The organism is Vibrio sp. 10N.239.312.C11, from assembly GCF_041466065.1.
Taxonomy (GTDB): Bacteria; Pseudomonadota; Gammaproteobacteria; order Enterobacterales; family Vibrionaceae; genus Vibrio; species Vibrio tasmaniensis_A.
Window position 1 is genome coordinate 22,092 of record NZ_JBFSRZ010000009.1, and the last position, 20,742, is coordinate 42,833.

The window sequence follows — 20,742 nt, forward strand, 5'->3', positions numbered from 1 at the left end:
AAGACTGATGAAAGTATGATAAACAACAGTCTAGCACTCAAATGTTAGTTCTCTCTATTACATTTATTCGCGTTACTTTGTGAGCTTAAGACTTAGCTCAATTGAAGGCCGGTAAAAGCTAAGGTTTGCTGGCATTGTTGGCAACGATACGTTGATTGGTTGCGGATGACTTTGTTGTGTCGTCTTATCGACAGGGGATAAGTGGTGCAATCACAGCGATACTCAAAAGTTTTGCCCTGCACTGAGGTGATTTCCAAGCTGTGGGTCGTTCTGGCCGGTACATTGAATACCTTTTCCATCACGTATTTCCACTCATTGCCGTGAGGCCTAACTCGTCCGAAGACCTGATATGTGATGAGATGTGCGAGTTCATGAGGTACGACTTCGCTAATAAAGGCGTCTTCATTTTCGCTGAATAGCACTTGGTTGAGTTTTATCTCGTTTAACTGGAGGTAGGCTTTTCCCGCTGCCTTTCCTCTTAACTTGTAAGTGACGGTTGGGCATGGAAATTCACGAGAAAAATGTTGATTAGCAATAGCTAGGCATTCGCCCAGTTTTTTATTTACTCGATGTTGTTGCGGGGTGTAAGACAAGGGTTGTTAACTCCAAAAAAAAGCCTCAGCGTTTAAGCTAAGGCCTCATCATAACATTGCTCATCGATCGTGAAACGATTTAAACATGATGTTTCTTTTTGATGACTTCGTGGTAAGCATGCCAGGTTCCGTAACCAAGTAATGGCATCGTTACAATCATACCCACACCGTAGGTCGCGAAGCCGACTAAGATACCAGTACCAATGATACCAGCCCAAACGACCATCGCAGGGATGTTTGATTTAACAGCGTTGAAGCTAGTAAAAATGGCACTCATTACATCTACACGTCTCTCCATCATTAGTGGAATTGAAAATGCTGAGATACTAAATATCAGGCTAGCGATAACAAAACCAATCACAGACCCTGTAATTAAGAAGGGAGCAAATTCGGTCAATGGTGCACCTTGCACTGAAGGGTAAAGCGCGTGCAATAATGCAGCGATACGCATCCAGAATATCATCGCGACCATTAATACAATCGCAAACGCCCATTGGTGGGTTGAGTTGCGTGTGATGGCTTTCATCGAGTGCAGTAGGCTAGCGTTGTGCCCCTTTTCTCTTTCCCAGGCTGCGTCATATAAGCCTAGGGCAAGAAACGGCCCTATTAGCATGTACACAATCAAGCTTGGCATAACGACTAAATGTGTTCCTTGCCATTGGACAAGTTGAACAATGGCGATGGCCGCACCCATAAAGCACAAACCGTAAAATGCGCTGATTAATGGCATTCTCACTAAGTCGTGCAGAGCAAGCGACAACCAATGAAAGGGCGCTGAAATGCTCACCTGATTACATGGTATTGTACGAGCGTATTCTAAGTCTTTGATTTCTTTTTGTTTATCGTCGAAGTCTTGTGTATTCAATGTACGAGGCATAGATCCTCCTTGATCGGTTTTCTACCTGCGCTGCAGTTAAATTGCAGCGAACGAAACTCGATGCCCGACTTGGCGACGTCTTTGATGTAAGCGCGCATCAGCTAAATAGTTCACGAAACAAAGTCTGATCTTGATTTGTTCGTTAACATTATTTTAACTATTGACCGTGAAGCGGCAAATATCAACTTTTGACAGGCTGTTCTTAGTCAAAGCGTTTAAGGCGCATTTTTTCACCCATACTTAATAAAGTGCTCCTTTGAATATTTTCGCTACCAAATCAGGGTTATACGGGAAGTACCAATGAGCATAAGAAGCGATGGTGCTTTGTTTTATCCAAACAGGATCGGTTGGCCTACCATATTGAGATTCAGGTTGAGTTAGCACGGTTTCTTTACTGTCTGTTTTTGAATAATGGAAAGTATGACCACGCAGCATTTGACCATTGAAATTAGCTTCTAGGATCCCTAGCGCGGCTAGCTTTTTCTGCATAGTCGCTTTGGCATTTAACGCGCCAACCATGTTTTCTGTTTGGCTTTCTGTATCAGTCAATGCTTTGTTGAGGTATAGCATGCCACCACATTCGGCTAGGCAAGGTTTTCCTTGTTCAATGTGTGTGATGATTTGCTGCTTCAACGCATGATTGAGCGCTAGCTTATCCATATGTAATTCAGGATAACCTCCTGGTAAATACAAAGCGTCACACACTGGTAAATCATCATGTGCAAGCGGTGAGAAAAATGACAGTTTTGCCCCCAATTCGATCAACAAATCAAGGTTGGCTTGATACAAGAAAGCAAAGCTATTATCACGAGCTACTGCAATTGTATGACCAGTCAATGATTCATGTCTGGCTGGTAGTGCTTGCTTTGGTTTTTCAAATGCTTGTGCTGTTGGTAATGGGATATCACCATGTTCTAGTAGTAGCTTGGCTGCGTGATTAAGTCGCTCTTCTATGTCATCTAACTCTTGTGCTTGTACTAAACCTAAGTGGCGTTCTGGCAGCGACAAATCCATGTCTTTTGGTAACCAACCACAAAACTCGGTTTCAGGTTTTAGGCTTTCTTTTAGCATTTCAGCGTGACGTTCAGAACCTACGCGGTTTGCAACTACACCAAATACATCCACGTCATCACGGAATGTCGATAAGCCATTTACAATGGCTCCAAAGGTTTGTGCCATTGCGCCAGCATCTACCACGGCCAACATCGGAAGGTTAAATTTAGCCGCAATATCAGCACTTGAGCATTTGCCATCAAACATACCCATTACGCCTTCAATTAGAATCACATCCGCTTCTAGGGCTGCTTGGTAAATTAAGTGTTGGCATTCCGCTTCACCACACATCCACAAATCCAATTGGTAAGTGGGCGTATCTGATGCAATAGATAGAAATTGTGGATCAATAAAATCAGGCCCAGTTTTGAATACTCGAACTTTCTTTCCTTGTTGAACCAAAGCTCTTGCTAGAGCGGCGACCACGGTTGTTTTTCCGCTTCCAGAAGAAGGTGCGCCTACCACTAGGGCAGAACAGTAAGCTGTAGACATAATTATTCCTTGAGTTGTTCGAGTGCGCGAGTGAGCGCTTGCCATTGTGATTCGTTGGCGGGTAACCCGAAACGAAGTGCATCGTTTTCATCACAATGACGAGTAAAAACCCCTAACTTGGCGAGCTGATGGTGCCATGATGCCGAATCTGAAATTTCAACTCGGTGAAAGAGTATCTGTGATGTTATTTTTACCGAGCCCGCCATTTGGCCAAAATGTAGTTGTAAGATTTGGTTCATACGCTGAGCCTCTTCATGTAGGCGTTGGCGGTTTTTCTTTTGCCAATTGGAGTTGAGTAAGGCATGTGTGGTGACATAGCGAGTTGGGCCACTGAGTGTCCAAGGTCCAAGGTGTTGTTTAAGAATATTTAAACGCAATGGCGAGGCAAAACAAAAGCCTGCGCGAATCCCTGCCAGCCCAAAAAATTTACCCACTGATCGCAGGACTATTAGATTGTCAGGTACTCCTGTTGGGAAACTTGGTAACACTGAAAGCTCAGGAGTACAGTCTACAAACGCTTCATCAATCACGAGCGTTGAATGATCTTGGATATGATTTAGCCAAGTCAGTACTTCACTTGGTGGCACATTCAGTGCGGTTGGATTATTGGGATTAATCACTACGACCACGTCTGCCGTTTTCAGCTGTTCGATTGTCGGTTTGTGTCGGTAAAAGTCGAATATGACGGCTTGTATGCTTTGTTCTGCGTACTGCTGCCACGCATGTTGATGTTCTTTGTAACCCGTATGAGGCAATAGGATGTACGTCAATGTTGGCTGTGTCTTTGCAATCATATGAGGTAGCGATTGAATGGCTGCCTGACTGCCAGCTACGGGTAACAAGGCATCACTTTGATAGTAGGTTTGCGCGGCTGTGATTAAGCCATCATCGTCTTCTGGTAGCCGATTCCATACCGATGCAGGGATTTCAGGTATAGGGTAGTGGTGCGGGCTTACTCCAGTTGAAAGGTCGACCCATTGTTCGATTGGCCTTTGATAGCGCAATGAAAACTCGATTAACTTACCACCGTGATGCGGAAGTTCGTTTGAGGTTGAGTGTTGTTTAATCGTCATTAGCGTACTTAAAGTAAAGAGTTAAAATAGACATGAAATCAAAATAAACAAAGAGTTAAAAGAGAAAGCAGTAGCATTACGATGGCCCAAAGCACACTGGTTTTTTGGACCAAAGATATGGCTCGTGGAATATCTTCTAAAGTCGCAATATTACCTTTTCCCATCGGACGTTTTTTCACAAGTTTTCCGTGGTAATAAGTATCGCCACCTATGATGATTTGTAGTGCGCCGGCACCTGATGTCATTACGGGGCCACCGTTTGGACTCGAGCAATGTTTAGCTTGTTCTTTCCAGCATTTTAGAGCCAACTTAGTGTTGCCTAAAAGGCTGTAGCTAAGTGCGGTTAAGCGCGCAGGTGCCCAGCCCATCACATCATCTACTTTTGCTGCCACATAGCCAAATTCTAGCCAGCGTTCATTTTTGTAGCCCCACATCGCATCAAGTGTGTTCACTAATCGGAACAGTAATGCCCCTGGAGCCCCAAGCAGTGCAAACCAAAATAGAGTGCCGAAGATCGCATCGTTACCATTCTCTAATACCGACTCAATCGTCGATGACGTGATCTGGCGTTGATCCATGGTTTCAGTATTACGGCTAACGATCCAACCAACTTTCTCTCGCGCTAAATCAAGATCACCTTGGCTCAGCGGCTGGTGGATCCACTGGGCGTGCTCAAGCAGGCTACGTTGACCTATCGCGATATACAGAACCACGATATTAAATAGCCAAAAGCCTAATGTGTTCCCCATGCTTAGTAGCGTATGTTGTAGCCAAAAGCTGAGTAAGCACAATGGAACAGTCGCAGCTATCCATGCGATCAAACCTGAGAATTTAGTGGCTCGGTTTAACAGCTTCTCGATTTTCTCAACCGCATAGCCAAAACCGATCAAAGGGTGAAATCGTTTAGGCTCACCTAGTAAGTGATCAAGCATCAAAGCTGCGATCATCATTAGCGCGATCGCTAAACTTGAATAACCAAAATTTAAATCAAAAAAGATCATCATATCTGCCAAATAATGCTGCTGACTGGATAGTGAAAATGAATAAACGCATAAACCAATCAACAGCTAATGAGCGAGGTTAGTCTGCGCTCTTATCGTCTTCCAATGTTCCACTTTCAGCGACACCCTCTTCAACGACACGTGCTTTTCGGCAAGCGTGTGAGAAGGTCGGATCGTAGAGTCTAGAGTCAATAAAGTCATTATCGCCCAACACTTTACTGACGATTATCATCGCGGTAGAACGTATATTTTCATCATGCATAATTTGGGCGATTGTACCTAATGTAGAACGGAATATTCGCTGTTCAGGGTGGCTGGCTTTTTCAACGACAGCCACTGGCCAATCTTGCGGGTAAACATCCGATAATTCACGAACCACTTTACGAATCAATGTTGCACTAAGAAATAAACACAGTGTTGCTTCGTGAGAGGCAAGGGCGCGTAGATTCTCTTTTTCAGGAACAGGCGTTCGACCTGATGCTCGGCTAAGAATAATGGTCTGGCACTTTTCAGGTAGCGTCAGTTCTTGGCCAAGAGCTGCGGCACTCGCTTGGAAAGAGGACACGCCCGGAACCACTTTCCAATCAATGCCAAGTTCGTTCAAGCGACGTGTTTGTTCTGCAAGAGACGAGTAAATCGAAAGATCGCCAGTTTGAACGCGTGCAACGTTTTGACCTTTTTCGTGTGCGGTTAGGTACACATTGGTTAGATCATCAAGATCCATGTCAGCGGAGTTATAGACCAGTGCATCAGGGTGAGCGCGATCGATGACGGCTTTTGGCACTAAACTGCCTGCGTAAACAATCACAGGGCACTCTTCAACTAAGCGTGCGCCTTTCACTGTGATTAAATCTGGGTCACCCGGCCCTGCGCCGATAAAAAATACCGTCATACTAGTTTGCCTCTTCCGTCACTGATTCTGTTTTAGGTTCCACTTTTAATGAATGGCCACGTTTTTGACCTTCTAGTACCTTGCCGTCTTTCAGTTGATATTTATTGGTGTAGCCACGCGGTGTTACGATCCAATCACCAAATCGGTAGCTGTTGCTGTTACCTATCACGACCGCGGCGTTCATACCAAATTCCACTTTGGTAAATTCAGCCAGTGTTGTCAGTGTGACTTTTTGCTCATCACGATACGCAGCATTCACGATAGCAACGGGAGTATTTGGGGCACGATGTTCCAAAAGGATTTCACGTGCAGTTTCAATGTGCTGAGTTCGCTTTTTAGAGCGAGGGTTGTAGAAGGTAATCGCAAAATCAGCCATTGCCGCGGCTTCAATCCGCTTGGTAATCACTTCCCAAGGCGTTAATAAGTCAGACAGAGAAATGGTACAACTATCGTGACCAAGAGGTGCACCAACTAAAGAAGCACAGGCGTTAGCCGCGGTGATGCCCGGAATAATATCCAGTTCAACTTGTGCGTTTAATTCTGCGTTTTGCTCCAATAATTCAAGCACTAAAGGCGCCATCGCGTACATGCCAGAATCCCCAGAACATACCAATACGACTTCTCGACCTTTTGCTGCTTCTTCTACTGCGGCTTGAGCGCGGTCCCATTCGCGAGTCATACCACTTTGAATGACTTCTTGAGTGTCGATTAGTGTGCTGATTGATTCTACATACGGCTTGTAGCCTGCAACGACATCTGCATTCTTTACCGCTTGTTGCGCTGCGGGTGTGACTAGGTCTATTGCGCCAGGCCCTAAGCCTACCAGTGTTAGTTTTGCCATGATTATTTCTCTTCCTCTGGTGCACCTAAACGAATTAAGCCTTCTTTAATTTGCTTATCGATAATCTGTAACAGTTCTGGCATATCGAGCATGCAGAACTTGTCACCTTGGATTGGCTCTGCCACTTGAACGTCAGCGTCTTCTGCCAGCATCTCTTTAATTTCTTTAAGATCGTTGATGAAGTGGTTACCCGATACAAGCAGTAGTGGAACTAGATTAAGAAGCGGTCGGCCTTGGCCTGTATATTGCTCTTTAATGCGGCGAACCATTTCATTTTTCACTAACTTAAATGGCCATGCGCCTTCGAGCGAGCAAGTGAAGTTGCGTTGCGATAATTTGCCGAGTAGATCATCACAGTAATGGATCGATTGGTGACCTGGGTTATCTAGCATAGGCGCACCGTGGTGAACGAACACGTTGAAATGATCTTGTGGAGCAAAACGATCATGGAGAGCCGAAAGCAAATTGGTCGTTAATTGGCTGTGATGCATGATCGCTGGTGTTTGTTCAATGCGCGCCAATGAGAATTGCTTGAAGCCATCAACTATTGATGTCATGTAGCGATGTTCATCGGTAGGGAATAGGTACACTGAAACAATCAAAATGCGTTCGTAACCTTGAGTGTCTAGATCGGCGAGTACCTGAGGTAGGCTGAAACATGGCGTGTCTTTACGAGCCAGCTTCTTGATCACCATCTTTGAGCTGGTGGCGATACGCACTGGCACATCTGGGTAACTTTGACGTACGCGCTCTGCTAGAGTTTCATAACGTTGTTGTTCTACAACGCTACCAAAGCAGCTCAGTACAATGGCTGTGCCTTGGTTATAATGACGAAGTCGTTTCATAATTGTCGCTGTCCTTATCAAATCTATATCACAAGATAAACGGGTTATCTCATGTTGGTAATGAGGTTAAAGTGAGCTTTGAAATATCATGTTCATAGCTTGCAAAGTATTTGGCCTACTATGTTCCTAAAGCTCAGTGATACCTAAAGTTCAGTGGTTCTTAAAACTAAGCGGTTTCTAAAGCTCAGTGGTGCCGTCTGCATTTTCAATTGGTGCGATAAACTTAGGATCTAAATAAGCTTTTAATGATTTCCGCTCGACTAGATTTGTGAACAAATCTTTCCAGTCTTGCTCGGTAAATTCTTCGATACCTCGAATCCAAAGCCCGTTGTTAACAGGTGTTTCATGTTCTAGTAAACGTTCGTAAATCACCATTGCAGCGCGGTTTCTGCAGGTGCCCGCACAGTGTGTACGGCTTATCTTGATGCGCTGTTCACCGTCGGAAAAATTGAGCGCTTTAAGTACCTGTCTAAGATCGTGTGCAAGGTTTTTACTGCCTTCTTTCGCGCAGCGGCCACCTTCACATAGCAATACGTGATGGCGGTGGTAGAGCATCGGGCGGTTTAAATCGACATGCTTAGGCTTACACTGAAAACCATCTACCACTTCATTACCGTGAAGGTTGATTTTGACGTTTTCATCTAGCCAGTTTTTCCACTTCTTCTTGGCGAGGGGTTCATCGTATTCGATGCGAGTACAAGATAAAGTCATGTTGAAACCGTCTTGTTTGAACTTCCACTTAGGTACCAATAGTTGATCTCGCTGACCGTGCTTTAGCGCGGCTGCTTCAGAAACCGATGATACGCCCGTAATTTTTTTTACGTATTCTGATGGGTTTTCAATCCCTTCAACGCCGTCGAGTTGCTCGGCTGAATAAGTGTGGAAAGGAATTTGGCTTTCAGACGAGAGTTCTAAAATACCTTTTTCATCCGCTTTTAAAGCGGTACTGGCGAAAGCTGAAACACTGGCTTTTGCTAGGTTATATTCAGTCAGGAAAACATCGATACCTGCTTTCAATACATGCAAAGGAGTATTGCGGTCACAGCCTATTCCAAGCACAAGCGATTTTGGTCGCCACAGTACGGTTTTATTTTTTAAGTCGGCGTAACCTTTTGGTTGTGCTTCATCTGAAATCAGAACTAAACCATCCCAATCATCAGTACTGATTTGAGAAAGGTCTGTATCGCTTAGTGCTGGGTGGGTCATGATGTGTCTTGGCATGGAACGTTTGTTCTGCCACCAGTTCTGTTCGCCAGCGTGCTGCACTATTAGAATGCGTTTTTCATTTACAACTGCTGCGCTGGTGGCGGTGATCGCGGGTTCGCATTGTGGATCAAGTGTCCAACCAAATGGCGATCCGAGCATATCAACCGACAAACTGCCGGCAGCGTCAGAAGCGGTGGTGATTACAGGAGTCGCGTTGAGTGCTTGTGAGACTTGTAACGCGATCCCATTTGCGCCACCGCGATGACCAGATAGCATAGGGATCACGAATTGGCCGTGATCGTCAATGCAGATCACGCCGGGGTCGGTGCGTTTGTCTTCTAGCAAAGGGCCGATCATTCGGCTGACAATACCCGCAGCAAAAAAGCAGATATGGTGATCATATTGCTTAAATTGAGGAGGAAGAAAACCAGAAAGCGGCAGGGTTAACTCATCGGCTTCTGGGTATTCTTCTTGTCCAACTGGTGCAATAAAGACATCAGCAAACGGAAACGTTTTAGCTAAGCGTTTGGCTTGCCTTGCTCCGTGTAGCGTGATGGCATAAGTGGCTATTTTCATTACGCTTTACCGCCATTAGTTTTATCGATGTCATCTTTACCACTATCAGCTTTACCACCATCAAGAACGGCACATTTCTTTGATTCATTGGTGCCACGTAATACGCCACGACGAGCGCGAACAGAAAGCTGAACCATAGAGAAGTAACGGTTTTCATTCGGTACATCACGTAGGTCAGAGTAAAGCTCTTGTTTCTCTGTGGTGGCATGCGACACGTAGGTTGCACAATCCAACATATTCATCGACTCAAGTTGAGTGATCAGCTTAGGGATAACGCGACCTGCTTTGATTAACATGATGGTGTCAAAATCTTCGACTAGCTTTTCTAAACACTCGATACCCCATGTCGCAGGTACAACACAAAAACGCTCCTGACCGTCAGCAAGTGGAATTTTTGTTTGTGATGGAATAGCGGTAACTGAAGTGATACCCGGAATGATCACCGGATCAAGTTCAGGAAGTAGCTCTGTCAGTTCTTCTTGGATGTATGCCCATGTGCTGTAAACCGATGGATCACCTTCGGTTGCAAATGCCACGTCTTTACCTTGCTTTAATAGTTCAACAATTGTGACGGCGGCTTTACGCCATGCAGGAACGTTGATGCTTGGGTCACGCGTCATTGGGAAATGCAAAAATAGGTATTCGCCTTTCATGCTTTCAGGGCTAACAGAACCCGCTGCAATTTGTTGAGCAAAAGAGTGGTTACTGCCCGCGTCTTTTTCTGGAAACGCGACAATGTCGACGGTGCTAAGTAGTCGGTGAGCTTTAAGTGTTAATAATTCTGGGTCTCCAGTGCCGACACCAATTGCGTACATAGTTCCTAATTTCATCTGTGCTTTCTCTAATTTTGTTTTTATTTAATATGTTGAGTGGCGCTTAATTAAAAAATTAAGCGCTTATTTCTGAATAAACGGCTTGGTAAAAATAAATAAGTGAATCGGATTTTCTGATTGATAACGGGTGTAGTGAGCGAGTGGTACGCCTGTTGATATAGAGACCAGTTGAACCTGTGTCGGAGCATCGCTGTCTTTACTCCATTGATGAAGTTCGCAAACTGAATCGACAGTCACTGCAGAACCGATCACGACGCCTCCCGGTTTTATTGCTGACCAACAGAAATCTAAAATGGTGTGCATGTTGCCGCGGCTTCCACCAATAAAAATACTGTCTGGCTGAGGCAAGGTGTCGAGCTGCATTGGGGCTTTATCTCGAATCAGTTGTACGTTGTCGGTACCGTGCGCTCTAAAGTTAGCCTCGACCGACTCATAACATTCTTGGTTTGATTCAATGGTGAAGACTTGTCCTTGATAGCACTGTTTAGCGGCTTCTATCGCAATAGAACCTGAGCCTGTGCCTATATCCCACACCACAGATCTTGGTTGAATACGCATACTTGCTAACGCTAAGTGACGAACGGGCTGTTTGGTAATTAAGCCGCGCTTAGGCATGCGCTTCATGAAGTCATCATCGTTGGCGTATTGGCCCAATTCACCCCAAGCATGAGGTTGTTGGCGGTGAAGTACTAAAACGTTAAGAACTGAAAAATCGTCAGCACTTTTTAAAGCGAGCTCATTGAGTGTCCATTGGCTCACTTTTTCTTCTGTACCGCCCAAGTTCTCACAAACCCACGCCGTCCAACCTTGTTGATTAAATTCGACTAAGTGTTTCGCAATACGAGCTGGGTTGTTTTGAACATCGGTTAGCAAGCAGTAGCTAGTTCCCCATTGCATTTGGCTTGCGATACCTTTAATGCCATCGTAATGCTGCTTTCTTCCATGTAGTGAAATTGCTTTGGTTTCTTGCCATGCAATGCCGACTCGGCTGCAAGCGAGTTGCATTGAACAAGGGGAGGGAATAAAGCGCACTTCATCATTAGGCAGTTTTTTTAACAACGATTCGCCGATGCCAAAGAACAATGGGTCGCCAGAAGCTAATACGACGACGCCGCCTTCCTCGCATTCATCAAGCAACTTAGCGAACCAAGATTGATAGCCTTCTTTCATCGATAAGCGTTGACCTTTGAATTGGGGAAACCAATCCAATAGTCGGTCGTTACCTGCAACAACGCGAGCTGACTCAACAGCATTAACGGCACGACTGGTTAAACTTAAGCAGCCATCTTCAGGTACACCAATGACAGTGATAGCTGATTGGGAATATGACGCTAAAGAAGAGTGAGTACTTACCTTATTCATTTTACTGACTCGGCTAGTAGTGCGTGTATGGTTGATACCACAAGCGGGCTGCCACCTTTACGGCCTAGGCTAGCAATGTAAGGCACTGTGTTTTGTTCGGTTAATGCTTGCTTCGATTCATCTGCTTTTACGAAACCAACAGGAATGCCAATGATCAATGCAGGTTTGGCTTCACCTGCCTCAATCATGCGCAATAGCTCAAGTAATGCGGTAGGCGCATTGCCTACACCTATGATAGAGCCGTCGAGTAGTCCGTTATCGCGGGCATAACGCATTGAGTGAATAGCACGTGTTTCTCCTGTCTCTTTAGCCGTGCTAATGACGTCTGGATGACTAATGAAGCACTGTGCTTTATTGCCGTAAGCGTTGAGGCGAGTTTGGTTTAAACCTGTCACGATCATGCTGACATCGGTAATGATGTTGGCACCGTTTTTTAAAGCGGTAATGGCAGACTCAATCGCGTTGTCGCTGAATTGATATAATTTAGCGTATTCAAAGTCACCCGTAGTATGAATGGCACGACGAACCACATTCCATTCACCTTGATTGAAGTTATGTCCCCCATGGAGAGTTTCTATTTCTTCATCGATGATAGAGAAAGAGTCACTTTCAATTTGACGGCCTTGCTTGGTCATTTGACGCATATCGTTAGTCATGGAGTTTTCCTTGTTCATGCTTATTCATCATGAAAGTGAGTGTTGGTATCACTTCCTTTTGAGCAGAGATGTTCTGCTAATAGATCGCCGTTAAAATCGATCAATTTGAATTCAATGCTGACGTGATGTTTGACATACACAGCAGCGTGCTCTGCAGCTTGTTTGCAGAGCAAGGTAAGAAAGTCGTAATTGGGAATCTCTTGGCCCGGTTGGGCTTCTTTCCATGTATCGAGTACGTGGCGGCCTGTGTTGGCTTGGCTAACAGCTTCGGCAAACTCACTCGATGCACCCGATTGAATGGCGAGGTCGGCCAGCAATGAAAAGTCGATAGCTTTACCGGATACGTGAGTCATCATGTGCCCAGCGACCATCTTGCCGAGTTTGCCTATCATGGCGACGACGGTGATTTTGCTTACTTGATAACGTTTTGCTGCGCGCAGTCCGACCCCAACAAAATCACCCGCTTGGATAAAACACATCGAGTCATAACTTGGTAGCATGGCCATCGCTGATTTTTCGGTTCGAGATCCTGTCGTGAGAACCAAGTGGTTTTGGCCATTTTGTTTCGCTATTTGTACCGATTGACGCACAGATGCTGAAAACGCTGAAGTGGAGTAGGGTTTTACCGTTCCGCGTGTCCCGAGAATGGAAATACCACCGATTAAACCGAGTCTTGGCCCAATGGTTTCCTTGGCTCGCTCTTCTCCATCAGGGACGCAAATTTCCAGTAATATACCGACGTGTTTTTTCTGTTGACTGGTAGCTTGGTTCCATTCCAAAGTCACCATATCGAGAATGTTTTTTCGAGGAACGGGATTAATCGCCGCCTGACCGACGGGAAGTTCTAATCCGGGTAGAGTCACACGAGCTACGCCAACACCCCCATCGATATGAAAACCGGGCTCTGAATGCCAGCGGGCAATACTCTGAATATGGGCTTCGTGGGTACAATCAGGATCGTCCCCTGCATCTTTAACAATGCTGGCGGTCACCGCATCGTTGGATGTTTGGATAAACGCAACCTTAAACGTAGCGGGCTCACCATTAGGTAGAGTGATGGAGATATAGTCAGGCTTTTGTCCGGTTAATAGTGTTTGAACTGCCGCTCTGCTTGCTGCAGCTGCGCACGCTCCGGTGGTAAACCCACTGCGGAGATCGGACTTATTTTTGGATCGTTTAACTTTTGTGACCACAGTATTCTTCATCTACGTTTTAGGTATTGACGAATACAGAGCGTTCCCTTGTTAGACAAGGTATGGATGGTGTTGAGTTTTCCCGCTCGATATTCATGTGTGTCCAGGTATTCTGACTTACGATGTTGAGGTTCTCATTGCGCTTTACTCCTTCCCAAGTCGTGTGACTCAGTGGCTTGTAAAGGGCTCATCGCTTACAGCTGCGGGTACAGTTCAGGAGTTACACCTGATTCCCTGATGTGACGTTATACTTCGATATCTATCCTGAGGATTTCTCCGTTGTTTGGTGTTTCTATTATTTGCTTTGGTGTCCCTAAACTGGCTAATGTTTTTATCCAGTCGCCATGTCCGAGCAGCAAAATAGGGTTCTCATTGTTGTGGTGACGAGAAACTCGTTGGATCCACTGAATCGCCATTGTTCTTCGTTGCTGTTCTGAATCGAACTCACTGAGCTCCATTTGAGAAATGACGGGCACTTTCAGGTAACGTGCGATGGTTTTAGCACTGGAAATCGCACGGCCTAATTGACTGGTGTAAATAGCATTGAGGGTCAATGATTTTTGAGTTGCAAGATAACGACCGACGTTATGCATCTGTCGTTTGCCTTTCATTGTCAGAGGGCTATCCAGTTGATTCTGTGCTTTGCCTATTCGATTCCATTCGGTTTCGCCATGACGAATCGCAATGATGGTGAAGCGTTCAGCTTTCATTACTTTTCTCCATCAAAATGGAAACAATGAATAGTGCGCCAAACGCGGTGGTGACAACACCAAGAGGCAGTTCTTGAGGAGCAACTAAGGTTCTCGCCAAAATATCACTTAATAGCATAAGCAAAGCCCCAATCAGCCCTGAAGTGATGAGTAATTTTTTGTGTAATGGGCCGATGATTTTCTTCGCGATATGAGGAACCATCAAGCCAATAAATCCGACAACGCCGATGATAGAAACAAAACATGCAGTTGCAAAAGCGCAGACAATAAATACACCGCTTTGCAGGCGTTTTGTGTCTACGCCCATGGTTTGTGCTACGTCGTCTCCTGCAAGTAAACAATCTAACTGGCGATGTTTTAATATACCTAGGGCTATCAAGGCGATAAGTCCAGCAAGCACAATTAGCACATTGTCCCAGCGTGCGTTTCCTAGGCCTCCTAGCGACCAAAATAGAATCGAATGGGCAGCTCGTTGATCACCATGGAAGACCAAGAAGTTAGTCAAGGCTGTAAATAAAAATGAAATAGCCAACCCGGCTAAAACAATTTGAGAAGACGCTTGTCCATCTACTTTTCTGACTAGAAATAGCACTGCCGAAGCCGAGATTATTCCACCGATAAAAGCGGCGAGTGGAAGTGTCCAAATGCCGATAGCGCTGCCGATGACTGTAATCACAAAGACTGCTCCAGTTGCGGCACCGGATGACAATCCAAAAATGAAAGGGTCGGCAAGATCGTTTTTTGTCACGGTTTGTAATAACGCCCCAACAATACCTAACCCAGCACCGCAAATAATAGCGATGATTGTTCTAGGTAAGCGCAGGTGCAGTACCACTTGATCTATCGGTGAGTCGATCTGTTGACTCATCGCAGCTGAAAAAATAGTAGCGACTTGTGCAAAAGATAGCTGAACGCTGCCCAAACTCAGAGAAAACATCGCTAAGAGGGCAAAAACAGAACTGAATACGCAGGTGTTCAGTGCGGTTCGGTTCAGGTTAGTACTAAGACTTGTCATGTATTTCTTGGATGCGCTGTGCCAATTTTTCAATTGCAGCTATGTTTGCTGGCCCGGGAGTAATTTCCTCATAACGCAGAGGAAGGTATTGGGTGGTCTTTACCGCTGTGGTCAGCTTCATCGCTGGGTGCTGTTCCAAAAAGGCTTGCATGCCTTTAGCGCCTGTCCCATTTTGATAATCGAGAAGAATAATGACATCAGGGTTATGCATCGCAACTGACTCCCATGATGTGGTTCCCCAGCTGATATCCAGATCTTTCATTACATTGGCGCCACCCGCTGCTTCTATCATGGCGCTCACTGTCGCGTACTTTCCTGCTGTGAATGGTTTATCTTCCCCTGAATCATACAGAAAGACTTTAAGCGGGGTTTGATTCTGGGTTTGCTGTTGAATCAATATTAATTGCTCTCTCCAAGTGGAGATAAGAGTTTGAGCTCTGTCTTGCTGACCGAATAAAGTCGCAAGGCGTGTCACGTCATCGAACATCTGTTCCATGTTAGCTGGCTGCTTATCTCTACGGATATGGCTGCAACTCTCATTAAGAATCAGAGTATTGATGCCAAACTCTTTCAGAGAATCAGGCGTGACTGAGCCGCCTAATCGCATACCGTAATTCCATCCTGCAAAGAAAACATCAGGGTTGGCATTAACTAACACCTCCAGAGAAGGATATTTCGGTGCGAGCTCTGGAATGCTGCCCTGGAGGCGATTAAATTCAGGGGTCGTTTTGTAGTACCCGCTAATACCGGTCACTCCGATCATATTCTCTTCAAGCCCGAGATAAAATGCCATCTCAGACATATTGATATCGTGAGTGATTAAGGTTTTCGGCGCTTTATCTAAGGTAAGTGTAGAGTCGCAGTTTTCTACCGTAATTTGGGCTTGTGCAGACACGGTAAGTAATAAAGTTAATGCTGATAGTTTTTTCATGAAAGCTCCTGTCCTTGGTCGAGTTCAATGTCGAAAAATTTACTTGTTTTCTGTGTGCGCTTATTGGTCGTGCTGATTAAATCGACTTCAAAGATCGGCTTAAGTTGATTGTGAGTCAGTAGTTCTTCTACCTTTCCTTTCGCGATTACCTGGCCGTGTTCCAAAATCGCAATGTGCGTCGCGAATTTGGCCGCAAGGGAAATATCATGCAGTGAGCAAATCAGTGTTTTACCTTGCTCTTTCAATAGTGATAAAACTTCCCCTTGAGCACATGGATCTAGATGGTTTAGAGGCTCATCCAACACCAGGAATTCGGCGTTCTGACATAAAAATCGTGCAATATGCGCTCGCTGCTTCTGGCCGCCTGAGAGCTGTCCCATTCTTCGTTCGAGGAAAGTATCGATCTTTAGTGCTTTACTTATTTGGTCAAGTGAAAAGCTAGAAGTGGCTTGATTGGAAGCAGTTAGTTGAATGTACTCTCTTAGTGTTAAACGACCATCCACTTGACTGTGTTGTGGAAGGTAACTGATTTGTTTTGCTCTTTGCTGGCAAGTTAACTTACGTAGCGGCAATTGGTTTATGACGACTTCGCCTTTGAAGGGAAGCAAATTAACCAGTGCCTTCAATAACGTGGTTTTTCCGGAACCATTGCGTCCAATGACTACCCAGCGCTCACCTTGATTAATTTTCAGATCGAGTGGGTGCAGTCGTTGAGTGTTTTGTTGTTGAACTGAAAGTTTGTGGCAAAGAAGCATGAGTTACTGAGAATGGTTTGTTTTTAGTAAGTGCTATTACATTAAAATTTAAACGTTTGCGTAACATTGATCTCAGCACGTAAAATCCCCACTATTATCAAAATAATCTATAAGTTAACGCTTGTGCTACGTGAAAGGGTTAGGATTTATTAGTGAAAGAATAGAAGAATAGAAGAATAGAAGAATAGAAGAATAGAAAGAAAAAAGCCTCTGAGAACAGAGGCTTTTAAAATTACGTTTCAGCTAAGCGTGTTGCGTAATGCTTACAGGCCTGCGAAGTCCGCAAGGATAGCTGCTTTGTCAGTTGCTTCCCAAGGGAACTCTTCGCGACCGAAGTGGCCGTATGCAGCAGTCTGCTTGTAGATAGGTTGAAGAAGGTTGAGCATCTCTTGAAGACCGTATGGACGTAGGTCGAAGTTTTGACGAACTGCTTCAATGATGATTTCGTGCGCTACTTTCTCAGTACCAAACGTTTCAACCATGATAGATGTTGGATCTGCAACACCGATAGCGTAAGACAGTTGAATCTCACAACGGTCAGCCATACCAGCAGCAACGATGTTTTTCGCAACGTAACGAGCTGCGTAAGCTGCAGAACGGTCAACTTTTGATGGATCTTTACCAGAGAATGCACCACCACCGTGACGAGCTGCGCCGCCGTAGGTATCAACGATGATCTTACGACCTGTTAGACCACAGTCACCCATTGGGCCACCGATTACGAAACGGCCTGTTGGGTTGATGAAGAAGTTAGTGTCTTTGTTGATCCACTCAGCAGGAAGTACTGGCTTGATGATCTCTTCCATTACCGCTTCACGTAGGTCAGGTGTTGTTACTGAATCACAGTGTTGAGTTGAAAGAACAACAGCGTCGATACCAACGATCTTACCTTGGTCGTATTGGAACGTTACTTGAGATTTCGCATCTGGGCGAAGGAAGTCAAGCTTGCCGCTCTTACGTACTTCAGCTTGCTTCTTAACAAGAAGGTGAGAGTAAGTAATTGGAGCTGGCATTAGGATTGGTGTTTCGTTAGTCGCGTAACCAAACATGATACCTTGGTCGCCTGCGCCTTGATCTTTAGGATCGGCTTTATCAACACCTTGGTTGATGTCTGGAGACTGCTTACCAATTGTGTTTAGTACTGCACAAGAGTCAGCGTCAAAGCCCATATCAGAATGAACGTAACCAATTTCACGAACTGTTTCACGAGTGATTTCTTCGATATCAACCCATGCAGACGTGGTTACTTCACCGCCAACCATAACCATGCCGGTTTTTACGTAAGTCTCACAAGCAACACGTGCTTTTGGATCTTGTTCAATGATGGCATCAAGAACAGCATCTGAGATTTGGTCTGCAATTTTATCTGGATGGCCTTCTGAAACAGATTCAGAAGTGAATAGGTGCTTAGCCATGAGAGCTCCACTTTTAGTTTAGTTTTTAGTTGCAAATAGTTAAATGCAAATAATTTATGCCGTCGCAATCGAGGAAGCGCCGCCATTCAATACAGTATATTTTGTAGGTGTTTCTACATCTAGACGGCTATTTTAAATTCCAACGGTCGAATTACAAGCTCTTTTTTAGGATATGTCATAACTAAACGTTTGCGTGTTGGTAGGGGGAAGCCATTGTTAAGTGGTGTAAATGATCGAAAATTGCGGAAAATGACCGTTAAAGTACCAGTAAAACGTTTGCAGTCGCTATAGTCGTTTGAGAGAATACCCGCGCTAATAAAAATGAAAACTTTAGCATCTATCTCTTTTTTAAATCGCTTATGTATCCAGGAGCAGACATGCCTTCTCGTAAAGATCTAGCCAATGCAATCCGCGCACTTAGCATGGACGGTGTTCAACAAGCAAATTCAGGCCACCCAGGCGCACCTATGGGTATGGCTGACATCGCTGAAGTTCTTTGGCGTGGCCACTTGAACCATAACCCAGCAAACCCAGAGTGGGCTGATCGTGACCGTTTTATCCTGTCTAACGGTCATGGTTCTATGCTGATTTACTCTCTGCTTCACTTAGCAGGTTACGAGCTTTCAATTGAAGACCTAAAAAACTTCCGTCAACTGCACTCTAAGACTCCAGGTCACCCAGAGTATGGTTACGCTCCTGGTATCGAGACAACGACTGGTCCTCTGGGTCAAGGCATCACCAACGCTGTTGGTATGGCGATGGCTGAAAAATCATTGGCTGCACAGTTCAACAAAGAAGGCCACGACATCGTCGATCACTTCACTTATGCGTTCATGGGTGATGGTTGTTTGATGGAAGGTATTTCTCACGAAGCATGTTCTCTAGCGGGTACGCTAGGTCTTGGTAAGCTGGTTGCTTTCTGGGATGACAACGGCATCTCTATCGATGGCGAAGTTGAAGGTTGGTTCTCTGACGATACACCTAAGCGTTTTGAAGCTTACGGCTGGCACGTAATCCCAGCAGTTGATGGTCACGATGCTGACGCAATCAATGCGGCTATCGAAGCGGCTAAAGCGGATCCTCGTCCAACACTTATCTGTACTAAGACTATTATCGGTTTTGGTTCACCAAATAAAGCGGGTACGCACGACTGTCACGGTGCTCCACTAGGTGCTGATGAAATCACAGCAACTAAAGCGGCACTTGGTTGGGAACACGGTCCTTTCGAAATTCCAGCTGATATCGCAGCTGAGTGGAATGCGAAAGAAGCAGGCGCAGCGAAAGAAGCAGCGTGGAATGCTAAGTTTGACGCATACGCAGCGGCTCACCCTGAGCTAGCAGCTGAATTCAAACGTCGTACTAATGGCGATCTTCCAGTTGAGTGGGAAGAGAAAGCAAACGCAATCATTGCTGATCTTCAAGCTACCCCAGCAAACATCGCATCACGTAAAGCATCTCAAAATGCTCTAGAAGCATTCGGTGCTATGCTGCCTGAATTCATGGGCGGCTCTGCTGACCTTGCACCTTCTAACCTGACTATGTGGTCTGGTTCTAAGTCGCTTGAAGCGAACGACTTCTCAGGTAACTACATCCACTACGGTGTACGTGAATTCGGTATGACTGCAATCATGAACGGTATCGCTCTGCACGGTGGTTTCGTACCATACGGCGCAACATTCCTAATGTTCATGGAATACGCGCGTAACGCGATGCGTATGGCTGCTCTGATGAAAGTTCAGAACATTCAAGTTTACACGCATGACTCTATCGGTCTTGGCGAAGATGGTCCTACTCACCAACCGGTTGAGCAGATCGCTTCTCTACGTCTGACTCCAAACATGAGCACATGGCGCCCATGTGACCAAGTTGAGTCTGCTGTTGCTTGGAAACTAGCAATCGAACGCAAAGATGGTCCTTCTGCACTTATCTTCTCTCGTCAAAACCTTGCACAGCAAGATCGTGACGCTGAGCAAGTAGCAAACATCGCTAAGGGTGGTTACATTCTGAAAGATTGTGAAGGCAAACCAGAGCTTATCCTTATCGCTACAGGTTCTGAAGTTGAGCTAGCGGTTAGCGCTGCTGCTGAACTAACAGCTGAAGGCAAGAAAGTACGCGTAGTATCTATGCCTGCTACTGACGCGTTCGATAAGCAAGACGCCGAGTACCGTGAGTCTGTACTTCCATCTGACGTTACAGCACGTATCGCAGTAGAAGCTGGTATCGCTGACTTCTGGTACAAATACGTTGGTTTCGGTGGCAAGATCATCGGCATGACAACGTTCGGCGAATCTGCACCAGCAGGCGAGCTATTCAAGATGTTCGGTTTCACTACTGAAAACGTAGTAAACACTGCAAAAGAGCTTCTTGCTTAATCATTCGTTGTAACGCCGAATAGAAAAAAACCGAGCCACTGGCTCGGTTTT

At 45.3% G+C, this 20,742-nt stretch carries 19 protein-coding genes and 1 riboswitch; of the genes, 1 reads left to right on the forward strand and 18 read right to left on the reverse strand.

Translation table 11 applies throughout. The annotated features are described in order from the left end of the window. Positions 1-92: 92 nt before the first annotated feature. The 18 genes from AB6D07_RS06020 to metK all read right to left on the reverse strand — a co-directional run bounded on the left by AB6D07_RS06020 (position 93) and on the right by metK (position 18,319). Positions 93-593 carry a SprT family zinc-dependent metalloprotease gene (locus AB6D07_RS06020; RefSeq protein WP_017103292.1) on the reverse strand — a complete coding sequence of 167 codons (501 nt, stop codon included), beginning with the start codon at positions 591-593 and terminating at the stop codon, positions 93-95. A gap of 79 nt (positions 594-672) precedes the next feature. Next, entirely contained in the window at positions 673-1,470 is a 798-nt protein-coding gene (locus AB6D07_RS06025) for a DUF2189 domain-containing protein (protein WP_017103291.1), read from the reverse strand. 240 nt (positions 1,471-1,710) lie between these two features. Further along, a complete protein-coding gene (locus AB6D07_RS06030) occupies positions 1,711-3,015 on the reverse strand; it encodes a cobyrinate a,c-diamide synthase (protein WP_009847691.1) in 1,305 nt (434 codons plus the stop codon). A 2-nt stretch (positions 3,016-3,017) separates the two neighbouring features. Further along, entirely contained in the window at positions 3,018-4,088 is a 1,071-nt protein-coding gene (locus tag AB6D07_RS06035) for a threonine-phosphate decarboxylase (protein ID WP_017103290.1), read from the reverse strand. 38 nt (positions 4,089-4,126) lie between these two features. Then, a complete protein-coding gene (gene cbiB / locus AB6D07_RS06040; protein ID WP_012604821.1) occupies positions 4,127-5,092 on the reverse strand; it encodes an adenosylcobinamide-phosphate synthase CbiB in 966 nt (321 codons plus the stop codon). Positions 5,093-5,168: 76 nt separating this feature from the next. Then, on the reverse strand, positions 5,169-5,981 hold the full coding sequence (gene cobM / locus AB6D07_RS06045) for a precorrin-4 C(11)-methyltransferase (protein WP_017103289.1): 813 nt from the start codon (positions 5,979-5,981) through the stop codon (positions 5,169-5,171). Position 5,982: 1 nt separating this feature from the next. Further along, positions 5,983-6,822, reverse strand: a complete 840-nt coding sequence (gene cobJ / locus AB6D07_RS06050; protein WP_017103288.1) for a precorrin-3B C(17)-methyltransferase — start codon at positions 6,820-6,822, stop codon at positions 5,983-5,985. 2 nt (positions 6,823-6,824) lie between these two features. Next, positions 6,825-7,667 carry a sirohydrochlorin cobaltochelatase gene (locus tag AB6D07_RS06055; RefSeq protein WP_017103287.1) on the reverse strand — a complete coding sequence of 281 codons (843 nt, stop codon included), beginning with the start codon at positions 7,665-7,667 and terminating at the stop codon, positions 6,825-6,827. A 177-nt stretch (positions 7,668-7,844) separates the two neighbouring features. Next, positions 7,845-9,449 (reverse strand): cobalamin biosynthesis protein, encoded by a 1,605-nt coding sequence (locus AB6D07_RS06060; RefSeq protein WP_372091552.1) that lies wholly within the window; start codon positions 9,447-9,449, stop codon positions 7,845-7,847. Further along, on the reverse strand, positions 9,449-10,279 hold the full coding sequence (cobI, locus tag AB6D07_RS06065) for a precorrin-2 C(20)-methyltransferase (protein ID WP_017103285.1): 831 nt from the start codon (positions 10,277-10,279) through the stop codon (positions 9,449-9,451). Before cobI ends, AB6D07_RS06060 begins: the two co-directional genes overlap by 1 nt. 66 nt (positions 10,280-10,345) lie before the next feature. Next, a complete protein-coding gene (locus AB6D07_RS06070; RefSeq protein WP_017103284.1) occupies positions 10,346-11,644 on the reverse strand; it encodes a bifunctional cobalt-precorrin-7 (C(5))-methyltransferase/cobalt-precorrin-6B (C(15))-methyltransferase in 1,299 nt (432 codons plus the stop codon). Further along, entirely contained in the window at positions 11,641-12,300 is a 660-nt protein-coding gene (locus tag AB6D07_RS06075; RefSeq protein ID WP_009847682.1) for a precorrin-8X methylmutase, read from the reverse strand. Before AB6D07_RS06075 ends, AB6D07_RS06070 begins: the two co-directional genes overlap by 4 nt. A gap of 20 nt (positions 12,301-12,320) precedes the next feature. Further along, positions 12,321-13,505, reverse strand: a complete 1,185-nt coding sequence (locus AB6D07_RS06080) for a cobalt-precorrin-5B (C(1))-methyltransferase (RefSeq protein ID WP_017103283.1) — start codon at positions 13,503-13,505, stop codon at positions 12,321-12,323. A gap of 93 nt (positions 13,506-13,598) precedes the next feature. Beyond that, a riboswitch (cobalamin riboswitch) is annotated at positions 13,599-13,729 on the reverse strand. Positions 13,730-13,738: 9 nt separating this feature from the next. Continuing rightward, entirely contained in the window at positions 13,739-14,203 is a 465-nt protein-coding gene (locus AB6D07_RS06085) for a phosphoglycerate mutase family protein (RefSeq protein ID WP_012604813.1), read from the reverse strand. Continuing rightward, positions 14,193-15,218 (reverse strand): iron ABC transporter permease, encoded by a 1,026-nt coding sequence (locus AB6D07_RS06090; RefSeq protein WP_050546540.1) that lies wholly within the window; start codon positions 15,216-15,218, stop codon positions 14,193-14,195. The genes AB6D07_RS06085 and AB6D07_RS06090 overlap by 11 nt, the downstream gene beginning before the upstream one ends. Further along, entirely contained in the window at positions 15,205-16,149 is a 945-nt protein-coding gene (locus tag AB6D07_RS06095) for an ABC transporter substrate-binding protein (protein WP_017103281.1), read from the reverse strand. Before AB6D07_RS06095 ends, AB6D07_RS06090 begins: the two co-directional genes overlap by 14 nt. Next, positions 16,146-16,904 (reverse strand): ABC transporter ATP-binding protein, encoded by a 759-nt coding sequence (locus tag AB6D07_RS06100; RefSeq protein ID WP_017103280.1) that lies wholly within the window; start codon positions 16,902-16,904, stop codon positions 16,146-16,148. Before AB6D07_RS06100 ends, AB6D07_RS06095 begins: the two co-directional genes overlap by 4 nt. Positions 16,905-17,167: 263 nt before the next feature. Continuing rightward, entirely contained in the window at positions 17,168-18,319 is a 1,152-nt protein-coding gene (gene metK / locus AB6D07_RS06105) for a methionine adenosyltransferase (protein WP_009847676.1), read from the reverse strand. A 377-nt stretch (positions 18,320-18,696) separates the two neighbouring features. Between metK and tkt the strand changes: the two genes are divergently transcribed. Further along, positions 18,697-20,691, forward strand: coding sequence for a transketolase (tkt, locus tag AB6D07_RS06110; RefSeq protein ID WP_029222973.1), 1,995 nt, complete (start codon positions 18,697-18,699; stop codon positions 20,689-20,691). Positions 20,692-20,742: the final 51 nt, after the last annotated feature.